This is a genomic window from Micromonospora sp. NPDC052213, assembly GCF_040679695.1.
Classification (GTDB): Bacteria; Actinomycetota; Actinomycetes; order Mycobacteriales; family Micromonosporaceae; genus Micromonospora.
On the sequence record NZ_JBFAVI010000216.1, the window covers coordinates 1 to 9,937 of the forward strand.

Annotated in this window: 7 protein-coding genes, 1 tRNA gene and 3 pseudogenes; 6 read left to right on the forward strand and 5 right to left on the reverse strand. The window is 67.3% G+C overall.

Features of this window, described 5'->3' with window-relative positions:
- Window positions 1-115: 115 nt before the first annotated feature.
- The gene (locus AB0L34_RS30660; RefSeq protein WP_363708784.1) at window positions 116-3,193 is read right to left on the reverse strand and encodes an NACHT domain-containing protein; all 3,078 of its coding nucleotides are present in this window, start codon (window positions 3,191-3,193) and stop codon (window positions 116-118) included.
- 313 nt (window positions 3,194-3,506) lie between these two features.
- Window positions 3,507-3,823, reverse strand: a pseudogene (locus AB0L34_RS30665) (HAD-IA family hydrolase); the annotation flags it as partial.
- A gap of 5 nt (window positions 3,824-3,828) precedes the next feature.
- On the opposite strand from AB0L34_RS30665, the pseudogene AB0L34_RS30670 reads away from it, so the two are divergent.
- A pseudogene (locus tag AB0L34_RS30670) lies at window positions 3,829-4,143 on the forward strand (integrase); the annotation flags it as partial.
- 121 nt (window positions 4,144-4,264) lie between these two features.
- On the opposite strand, the gene AB0L34_RS30675 reads toward AB0L34_RS30670, so the two are convergent.
- A tRNA-Ser gene (locus AB0L34_RS30675) sits at window positions 4,265-4,353 on the reverse strand.
- Between the two features lie 97 nt (window positions 4,354-4,450).
- On the opposite strand from AB0L34_RS30675, the gene AB0L34_RS30680 reads away from it, so the two are divergent.
- Window positions 4,451-4,990: an AAA family ATPase gene (locus AB0L34_RS30680; protein WP_363708786.1), complete on the forward strand. Its 540-nt coding sequence runs from the start codon at window positions 4,451-4,453 to the stop codon at window positions 4,988-4,990.
- Between the two features lie 9 nt (window positions 4,991-4,999).
- A complete protein-coding gene (locus AB0L34_RS30685) occupies window positions 5,000-5,977 on the forward strand; it encodes an NAD(P)H-quinone oxidoreductase (protein WP_363708788.1) in 978 nt (325 codons plus the stop codon).
- A gap of 15 nt (window positions 5,978-5,992) precedes the next feature.
- Here the strand turns inward: AB0L34_RS30685 and soxR are convergent, their stop codons facing one another.
- Window positions 5,993-6,457, reverse strand: a complete 465-nt coding sequence (soxR, locus tag AB0L34_RS30690) for a redox-sensitive transcriptional activator SoxR (protein WP_350712442.1) — start codon at window positions 6,455-6,457, stop codon at window positions 5,993-5,995.
- A gap of 46 nt (window positions 6,458-6,503) precedes the next feature.
- Between soxR and AB0L34_RS30695 the strand changes: the two genes are divergently transcribed.
- Together AB0L34_RS30695 and AB0L34_RS30700 are read left to right on the forward strand one after the other, a co-directional pair.
- Window positions 6,504-7,247, forward strand: coding sequence for a transketolase (locus tag AB0L34_RS30695; RefSeq protein WP_357462833.1), 744 nt, complete (start codon window positions 6,504-6,506; stop codon window positions 7,245-7,247).
- A gap of 2 nt (window positions 7,248-7,249) precedes the next feature.
- Complete coding sequence (locus tag AB0L34_RS30700; protein WP_357462836.1) at window positions 7,250-8,152, forward strand: transketolase; 903 nt, start codon at window positions 7,250-7,252, stop codon at window positions 8,150-8,152.
- 40 nt (window positions 8,153-8,192) lie between these two features.
- Here AB0L34_RS30700 and AB0L34_RS30705 read toward each other — a convergent pair whose 3' ends face one another.
- Window positions 8,193-8,900 carry a glycosyltransferase family 2 protein gene (locus AB0L34_RS30705; RefSeq protein WP_363701358.1) on the reverse strand — a complete coding sequence of 236 codons (708 nt, stop codon included), beginning with the start codon at window positions 8,898-8,900 and terminating at the stop codon, window positions 8,193-8,195.
- A 237-nt stretch (window positions 8,901-9,137) separates the two neighbouring features.
- Between AB0L34_RS30705 and AB0L34_RS30710 the strand changes: the two are divergent.
- Window positions 9,138-9,937: pseudogene (locus AB0L34_RS30710) on the forward strand (DUF423 domain-containing protein); the annotation flags it as partial.

Consider the following 9,937-nt stretch of genomic DNA (forward strand, 5'->3'; position numbering starts at 1 on the left):
TAAAGCCACGATTGAGGTCACGGTAAATTAGAATCACTCCCACGCCACAAACACAAATAAATCTGTGTTGTGTATCCCACACCTGGCCAGGTCGGCATCGGCCAAGCCTTGAAGGTTAGCGACTCGCGGCTCCAACCCTACGGATGCCGTTCTTCCGAAGATTTTCCAGCGCGAGCTTGCCGTCCTCTCCTAGGGCGAGGAGCAGTTTTTCCGATAGGCCGTCCACAACATCACGTTCACGACCGAAACCGGTTGCCACTTCTTCGACCAGCGACAACCTGGCCTCAGCTTCATCCTCAGCGTAAAAGCGAATTACCAACCCGCCGCCACGCCGGTAATCCTTGTTTGCCCCACGGGCCCGGGCCTGCGACCGACCGAAGGTCAAAACCCGTTCACGCTCCGCGCCATCGAGTTCCCATTGCCCGACCAAAGGACATGCCGTAAGTACCCATGCGGCGCTACGAGCCACATCGGGGTGGTGCGCTCGACGCCAGACGTTCACCATCTTTAGCTGCAGCGCGTTGACGAGAGTCGGATCAAGCTCGGGCGTAATCTGCATAACCCAAGCCGCCGCCCACATCTTCGAGAAATACAAGCGGTCACAGCGATGGTTGGATTCTCCAATCAAGCCCTCGATGAGCATCTTAGTGGAGCCGCCAACAGCATCCCCGTGTGGCCGGCTTCCGCTCCGCTGACGGGGTGTGAACCTCTGGCGGAATGCCGTATGCATAAGAGCCAGGGCGCCGGTGATGGCAACGCTCTCGTCGTTGGACGCCAACCTCTCCTGGATCCAATCGTCGAGGGCCACGCCCGCACCGGTGGCCCTGTAGTCAAGGATCGCCGTCTCGGCGATTGCGGACCCGAACAAAGTAAAGCGGTCCACATCGAAGCGGTATCTATCGATACAAACGCTGCGCAGGAGCGAATCATACCGCCCACCGTGCAGCCCATACGCTAAGGAGCCATTCATGGATCTGAGGTACCGGCTTGCCACAATGCCAACCTCAATGGCCTCTCTAGCGAGATCGGGGGCAATTTGCACCTCGTCCCGCAGACATCCGATAAGGTTCGCAGTTAGCTGGGCTTCAGGGTCATCACGTCTGCGGGGCTTTCGGGTTTCGAAATATTCCGCTAAGGCGAGCCGGATTCTCTCCAACAATCGGGCAACTATCTGGGGAGCCTCGATCTTGGCGAGAACGGCGGTCAGCGTCACTACTTCCTGCCACTCCTCGAGATCAAGCCGATCCTCGAGAATCTCTACTACAGACTTGTGTCGGGATGCGGCATCCAAATGCCTGTCCGCGATCGCCTGGGCAGCCAGATACTCCTGGAAGGTGAGGTGTTTAAACTCATAAGTTGGCTTGATCTTCCCGCCTACCAGCTCGTGGCCGCTCAAGGTCATGAGGCTGCTTCGCTCTTCAACCCTATCGACGAAATCTCGCACCGGCGTCACGGCGTATGCCAGGACCTCCGGGATGTCCTGGCGAGAGGCACTCAGAAGCGCGGAAAGTTCATCAAGGGTTACAGTCTTTCTACCCTGAGCCATCATTGCGTAAGCGGTGTAAGCCAGCTGCGGAATCGCCTCTTCCGGGTCGAGCGGGCGATGCCCCTCCGCGTTCCATGTCATCAAGAGGACTTCGATCGCCTTGTCGTACAGCACACTCCGTCGGCGTGGCACTTGTCCGACCCACCGCTGCACCAGCAACAGCGTTGTAAGGAGAAGAGGGTTTGCGGCGAGGCTACGAACTCGGTCTGTTTCGATGATGAAGTCGGCTAAATCGAGAGCCTTTCTTCTGACCGACGGGGCCTTTCCGACCACCTCGTTATGCCAGGCGACGACGAGGGTCCTGATGGAGTCATCAGGGAGATCAGCCACTCGGAGAGAGTGGCATATTGAGTTAACTGATGTTGCAACAGACCTAAAGCCGGCCTCTCGCGAAGTAACTACCAGCTTGCACTTAGGGTAAACGCCGATGAAGGTTCTTAGCTGACTAACAAACGCCAGCCGATCGGCCGAAGATGCGATTTCATCTAGGCCATCAACTAGAAGCAGCAGGTTCCCGTTACGAAGCTCGCCGGAAACAAGCCTCTCAAAGTCGTCGCGATATTCGGGCATCTCCGCACGCTCGACCTGCTCCGCAATTATCTGCAGAATAGTCTTACGCACACTTCCTGCGAGGTGCCTACACTTGATCACAACAGGAAACCAGGATGCCTTTGGGAGATAGTCCGCGATCTCACCGATCCTGGACTTGTCGGCATATGCCACGGAAATTCGCTTAAGCGCCGTGGTCTTCCCCGAGCCAGGCAGCCCAAGAATTGCCAGGTGCTGGTGTTCTTGCAGCGCCTCACCGAGAGTATAGCTTGAGACTTTGTGCTCTCCTTCATCTTCGAGTGCCGACTGAGAGGGTTGGGTGCCCTCCGTCGTTTGCGGTGCACCTCCGCTTGCCGCCGAACTCGGAATATCTGTTAGGCGCAAAGGCACATAGAGTGTCTCGAGCTTGAATTGCCCCGAGCCCATCGTTTGATCTACGGGGAGACCCTCAAGAGTGATGGCGCCGTACTCCTGCCGCAGGAAACTGAGATACCGCCGCTTAACAGTTGCCCGATTGTCTGGTTGCGGGGCCCGGTTAAGTACTCTCAGGCTACCCAGTGAATCCCGGGCGCTTTTCGCGGTGGCAATAACTTGCTTCGCCATTGCAAGCGTCAGCGGCGTGCCATCTGCATGAACTAGGCAGACGGCTGATCGCTGCCTGTGCGAATTGAAGTATACGGCCCATACCCAGCCAGTTGCATGTCCAATAAGGTCCGGACTATCGTCCAAATCCAGGTCTGCTGGAATTCCCACTACCTGCCGAGCGGCATCCAAGGCTCGGGCGGGTCGCACAATAATTTTGCCCTCAGCCAATTCATCCTGAACCCGCTGCCCATCAAGAAGCACGAAACGGTTCCCAAGTTCCTCTTCCTGCGCGATCGCCGAGGAGCGGAATCCCGCCAGGGAGACAAAATAGCCGTGGACCTCACGGCCCTCGCGCTGCCGTCGCTCCGCGTCAAGCACCCCATAGAACTTGTTCAAGTCTGCACCGCCAGAAGGCGTGGAACCGCTCTTGAACTCCGCTACTATGTCCCGCGGTTCGAATCTGTGTGTCGCAGTCAGGTCCAACTCGCGGCCAGTCTTGTGCGTGTCGAACACGCAGTTATCATAGCCAAACGTGAAGATCAAGTCGGCGGCTAATCTCGTCAGGAGATCTCCTTGCTCGTTCGGGCTCGACGCAAGGATACGGACAGGCATGTTCACGTTTGGCCCTTCCGATCTTTCGACCTGGGATTGTGAAGCGCCAGTCTAGGCGAGATCGACCGATCGCAAGATCCCGATTCGTCCGGCGCACAAACGCGAAGAGCGGAACCCAGCGAAATTAGTCCGACTGTTGCAAGTCAGGATTTTTAGGACGTCGAGCCGCCGACAGTAGCGTGCCGGGGGTGTTGTGATCTTCAGGGCCGCTGCATTAAGACTTCCGGCCGCAAACGCGCTCTAGCAGAAGGTGGGCGATCTCGCCCATGCTCGTGATCACCACATCCGCTCCCGCTCCCCGAAAATTCCTCGACCTTGGGCAGGCGATTCGCGTAGCCGATCACCCGCACGTCCGCCGCCTGCGCCCCCTCGATGTCTGAAAGCGAATCGCCGACCAAGAACGCATCGGCTCGCCGGCTGACCCACAGCACTTACGGCTTGCTGGATCGGTTCCGGGTTTGGCTTCATGCGGCCTGGGTCGGCGTAGGCCCGGCCGACTACCAGGGCAACATGCCCAGCAAGCCGGTGCGCTGGCTCCCGTGTCCAAGAGCATGTACCTGCGTGCCTGGCGGCAAGCGCGGGAGGCGGCGCTGACGCCGGTTCAGCAGCGCTCCCCGCTCGCGCATCGGCCGTACGACCTGCGGCACGCTGCCGTGTCGCTCTGGCTCAACTCCGGGGTGCCAGCTATCCAGGTCGCACAGTGGGCCGGGCACAGCGTGCATGTGCTGCTCAAGGTCTACGCCTCGTGCATCGACGGACAGGATGCGGCCGCGCGGAAGCGGATCGAGGGAGCGTTGGGCACCGAGGAGCCGGGCACGGCAGAGAGTGAGCCGGGAGACGCCGACACGTAAACGACACGACCAGTGAGACGCGGCGGCCCCGAGCGGGACGAAGTGAGACCGATTCACCACCCATAGACACGCCCCCTGACCGGCATTCGTGCTGGTCAGGGGGCGTTTTGCTGTTCATCGGCGGAGGGTGTGGGATTCGAACCCACGAAGGACATCGCTGCCCTTACCGGTTTTCAAGACCAGCGCCATCGGCCACTAGGCGAACCCTCCCGGGCCGCGCCCCGCAGGGGTACGCGACCGTGCCTAGTCTGCCACGGCGGCGCACCGGGCGAGCGGGCACGGCACCCGCGCTGAGATGATCGGCGGCGTGTGGGAGACCCCGTCCGTCGTGCTGATCACCGGCATCATGGCCGCCGGCAAGTCCACTGTGGCCGAGGCGTTGGCCGGGCGGCTGCCCCGCGCGGTGCACCTGCGGGGGGACGTCTTCCGGCGGATGGTGGTCAGCGGGCGGGAGGAGATGACCGCCGAGCCGTCGGAGGAGGCGTGGCGGCAGTTGCGGCTGCGCTACGACCTCGCGGCGTCGGCGGCGGACCGCTACGCCGCCGACGGCTTCACCGTGGTGCTCCAGGACGTGGTCCTCGGCGCGGAGCTGCCGGCCATGGTCGACCGCATCCGGCACCGTCCGCTGGCGGTCGTCGTGCTCGCGCCGAGCCCCGAGGTCGTCGCCGCCCGCGAGGACGCCCGGGAGAAGACCGGGTACGGCGACTGGCCGGTCGCCGACCTGGACGCGGGGTTCCGCGCGGAGACGCCCCGCATCGGGCTCTGGCTGGACACCTCCGCGCAGACGCCGGGGCAGACGGTGGACGAGATCCTGGCCCGGGCGTGGACCGACGGGCGGGTGGGGTAGACACAGGGCATGCGCGCGATGACGATTCCGGAGCCCGGCGGACCCGACGCACTGGTCTGGAGCGAGGTGCCCGATCCCGAACCCGGCCCCGGCGAGGTGGTCGTCGACGTGCGGGCCACCGCCGTGAACCGGGCGGACCTGCTGCAACGGCAGGGGCACTACCCGCCGCCGCCGGGCGCGCCCGCGTACCCCGGGCTGGAGTGTTCCGGGGTGATCAGCGCGACCGGGCCCGACGTGGCCGGCTGGGAGGTCGGCCAGGAGGTCTGCGCGCTGCTGGCCGGCGGCGGGTACGCGGAGCGCGTCGCCGTGCCGGCAGGGCAGTTGCTGCCGGTGCCGGCGGGGGTCGACCTGGTCGACGCGGCGGCGCTGCCCGAGGTGGCCTGCACGGTCTGGTCGAACGTCGTGCAGTTGGCCCGGCTCGCGAAGGGCGAGACGCTGCTGCTGCACGGCGGCGGCAGCGGGATCGGCACCTTCGCGGTCCAGCTCGGGGTCGCGCTCGGCGCCACGGTGGTGGTCACCGCCCGGGCGGCCAAGCACGAGCGGCTGCGCGAGCTGGGCGCAACGCACACGATCGACTACCGCGAGCAGGACTTCGTCGAGGAGGTCCGGCGGGTCACGGACGGCCGGGGCGCCGACGTCATCCTCGACATCATGGGCGCCTCCTACCTGCCCCGGAACGTGGCGGCGCTGGCCACCGACGGCCGGCTGGTGGTCATCGGCATGCAGGGCGGCCGCAAGGGCGAGTTGGATCTCGGCGCGCTGCTGGCCAAGCGGGGCACGGTCGCGGCCACCGCGCTGCGGTCCCGGCCCCGGGAGCAGAAGGCGGAGATCGTCCGGGGCGTCCGCCAGCAGGTCTGGCCGCTGGTCGAGGCCGGCGCGGTCAGGCCGATCGTGGACCGCCGGCTGCCGATCACCGAGGCGGCGCAGGCGCACCGGCTGGTCGAGTCGAGCGACCACGTCGGCAAGGTGCTGCTCACCACCGGCTGATCCGCCGGGTCGCCGTCAGGCGGCCGGCGCCGGGTCGGCGGCCGGGCGGGGGAGCATCAGGCGGGCTCCCGAGCCCTCTCCGGAGAGCGAGTCGTCCGGGTTGTAGAGCGTGCAGCGCCGCAGCGACAGGCAGCCGCAGCCGATGCAGCCGTCGAGGTCGTCGCGCAGCTTGGTCATCAGCCGGATCTTCTCGGTCAGGCGCTCCCGCCAGGCCGCGGAGAGCCGCGCCCAGTCCTCCGCGCTGGGGGTACGGGAGGCCGGCAGCGAGTCCAGCGCCTCCCGGATCTCCTCGAGCGAGATGCCGACCTGCTGGGAGATCCGGATGAACGCCACCCGGCGCAGCTCGGTGCGGGCGTAGCGGCGCTGGTTGCCACCCGTCCGCTCGGCCCGGATCAGCCCGAGCCGCTCGTAGTAGCGCAGCGCCGAGGGGGCCACGCCGCTGCGGGTGGAGAGCTGGCCGATGGTCAGTGACTCGTGCATCACGTCGCCTTGAGTTGAAGCGGACTTCAACTTGCAGGCTAGCGGCATGACCACGATGACCGCCAACGCGGGTCGGGTGGCGACCGCCCCACCGCCGGACGACCCGACCGTGCCGCCCCTGCCCGGGCCCGTCGCCCCGCTGTACGAGCGGATCCGCGCGGGACGGGAGTTCGGCGCGAACGTCCGTTCCACGGTCGACGTGCTCTGGGTGCTCTACGACCGGATCCTGCGGATCACCCCGGAGACCGTCGACGCGCCGGAGCGGGACCGGTTCCTGCTCTCCAAGGGGCACGCCGTCGCCGGCTACTACGCCGTGCTCGCCGCGAAGGGCTTCGTCCCCGCCGACTGGCTGGACGATCAGGGTGGCCCGGGGAGCCGGCTCGGCGACCACCCCGACCGGATGCTGGTGCCCGGGGTGGAGATCGGCTCCGGGTCCCTCGGCCACGGGCTCGGGCTCGGCGTGGGCACCGCGCTCGGCCTGCGCGCCCAGGGCCTGCTCACGCCCCGGGTCTTCGTGCTGCTCGGCGACGCGGAGCTGGACGAGGGCTCCAACCACGAGGCGATCGCGTACGCGGGCGCGACCGGGTTGGGCAACCTGACCGCGATCGTGATCGACAACGGCTCCGCCACGCACGGCTGGCCGGGCGGCGCCGCGGCCCGGTTCACCGTCAACGGCTGGACCGCCGCCACCGTCGACGGGCGGAACCACGACGCCCTGCACACCGCCCTGACCGGGCAGGACAACCACCGGCCGCACGTCGTCGTCGCGGTCGTCGACCAGGGGGAGTGACCGTGCGGGACCGTTTCGTCGACACCACCACCGCGCTGCTCGCGGACGATCCGCGTACGGCGCTGGTGCTGGCGGACATCTCCGCCGCCGCGTTCGCCCCGGCCGCGCGGCGGCACCCGGACCGGGTGCTCAACGTCGGGATCCGCGAGCAGTTGATGGTGGGCGTGGCCGGCGGGCTGGCGCTGACCGGGCTGCGGCCGATCGCGCACAGCTACGCCCCGTTCCTGGTCGAGCGCGCGTACGAGCAGCTCAAGTTGGACCTCGACCACCAGGGTGTGGGCGCGGTGCTGGTCAGCGTCGGCGCGTCGTACGACCGGGCGGCCGCCGGGCGCACCCACCTCTCGCCGGCGGACGTCTCGCTGATCGACACCCTGCACGGCTGGACCGTGCACGTCCCCGGCCACCCCGACGAGGTGCCGGCGCTGCTGCGGGACGCGGTGGCCGCCGACGGCTCGGCGTACCTGCGGCTCTCCACCCAGCACAACGACCGGCCGTACGGCGGCGACGGCGCTCTGCGCGTGCTCCGGGACGCGGGGCCGGGCGCCCCGCTGCTGGTCGCGGTCGGCCCGGTGCTGGACGCGTCGCTCGCCGCGGCGGCCGACCTGGGCGTCACGGTGGCGTACACCCACCGGCCCCGGCCGTTCGACACCGCGGGGCTGCGGGCACTGGCCGGCACGGAGGTGATCCTGGTCGAGCCCTACCTGGCCGGGACGTCGGCGCGGGTGGTGTCGGCGGCGCTGGCCGACCGGCCGCACCGGCTGCTGGCGCTCGGCGTCGGGCGCGAGGAACTGCGCCGCTACGGATCGGCCGAGGACCACACCCGGTGGCACGGGCTGGACGCCGCCGGGCTGCGCCGCTCGGTCGGCGGGTTCCTGGAGTCGGCGCTGGCGCCGGCCGGCCGCTGAGCCCGCGACGACCCGCCGCGGGGCAGGTCCCGGCGGCGGGTCAGCGGGTCGGGGCGCCGAAAGGACGGCGGCGGGTGCGCTCGCGGCCGAGGATCCAGAGCGCCTCGACACCGTCCTTCCACGTGATCTTCTTGCCCTCCTCACGGCCCCGCGCCCGGTAGCTGATCGGCACCTCGTACGGACGGATCCGACGACGCAGCAACTTACCGGTCACCTCCGCCTCCATCCCGAACCCCCGCGAACGGACGTCGAGCGAGCGGTACAGGTCGACCGGCATCAGCTTGAAACAGGTCTCCAGATCACCGATGTAGGAGTTGAACAACACGTTCGCGGCCATCGTGACGCCCTTGTTGCCCATCACGTACCAGAAACTGTAGGCACTGTGACTACCGAAGGTGCGATTGCCGTAGACGACCGTGGCCCGCCCGTCGAGCACCGGATCGAGCAACTTGGGAATGTCCTGCGGGTCGTACTCCAGGTCAGCATCGAGGATGACCATGTAGTCGCCCTCCGCATTGTCGACCGCCGTCCTGATGGCCGCACCCTTACCAGCGTTGCGCTGATGGGTGACGACCCGCAGACGCGCGTCGTCGGCCCGGCCGAGAATCTCACCCGTACCGTCCCGACTGCCGTCGTCGACCACGACCAACTCGATCTCACACGGATAGTCGACCGCCAACGCCTGCTTGAGAGCATCCGCGATGCGTTCTTCCTCGTTGTAGACCGGCATGAGGATCGAGAGCTTCACGGGAATCTCCACGGTGGCGACAATACGTCGGCCCCAGCCTAGCCTCGACCCTTTGCCAGGGGCTGGGCGCGTCGTGGATCCTGAAATAGGAAGCGACGTCTGATCGGAGAAGATCCGCGTTCTCATCTCAGCGATCACACGGCCATGAGCAGGACGGACGAGGTTTCGGCACCAGCATCGCCGCTGTCCGAGGCCGGGCTACGGGCCGCCAGCCGCCCGGATGCCATGATCGCAGGCATGACCGCCACGGCACGCCAGGAGCCACGCGACCGCGCCCGGCCACGTACGCCCCGGCGTCCCCGGCTGCCGGTGCTGCTTGCCCTGCTCGTCGGGCTGGTCGGGGTCGGGTACCGGCTGGCGCTGCTGCTCGCCGACGCCCCGCCCACCAACAGCGACGAGGCGACCATGGGGCTGGCCGCCCTGCACATCGCCCGCGGGGAGGAATTCCCGATCTGGTTCTACGGGCAGGCCTACATGGGCACGCTCGAGGCGTACCTGGCCGCGCCGCTGGTCGCGCTCACCGGGCCATCGGTGCTTGCGCTGCGGCTGCCCACCCTCGCGCTGTACGCGTTGTTCCTCGCCCTGTCCTGGCGGCTCACCCGTCGGCTCGGCGGCGACCCCTGGTTCGCCCTGCTGGTCGTCGGCTTCCTCGCGCTCGGCTCCGACCGGGTGGTCAAGAACCAGCTCATCGCCGGGGGCGGCTACCCCGAGATGAACCCGGCCGGGGTGGCGCTCGCCCTGCTCACCGTTGCGCTCTGCGCCGACGGAGCGGGTCGGCGGCTGCCCCGCTGGGCGGCCTGGGCGCTGGTGTCCGGGCTGATGCTCTGGGCCGACCCGCTGCTGCTGCCGTACGTCCTCGGGACCGGCACCGTGCTGGTGGTGTGGCGGCGGCGGGAACTGGCCGGTCGGGCGGGGCTGGTCGTGGCGGGCGCGCTGCTGCTGGGCGCGGCGCCGATGCTGGTGGACAGCCTCCGGCACGGCCGCAACCCGCTCGCCGCGGTCCTGGCCGCCGGCGGCGGGGACGCGACGGCAAGCTG

What these genes read in the sequence shown, in the direction of transcription:
- AB0L34_RS30685 (WP_363708788.1), top strand. Translation starts at nt 5,000, where the DNA reads ATGCGCGCGATGACGATTCCGGAGCCCGGCGGACCCGACGCACTGGTC.
- soxR (WP_350712442.1), bottom strand. Translation starts at nt 6,457, where the DNA reads ATGCACGAGTCACTGACCATCGGCCAGCTCTCCACCCGCAGCGGCGTG.
- AB0L34_RS30695 (WP_357462833.1), top strand. Translation starts at nt 6,504, where the DNA reads ATGACCACGATGACCGCCAACGCGGGTCGGGTGGCGACCGCCCCACCG.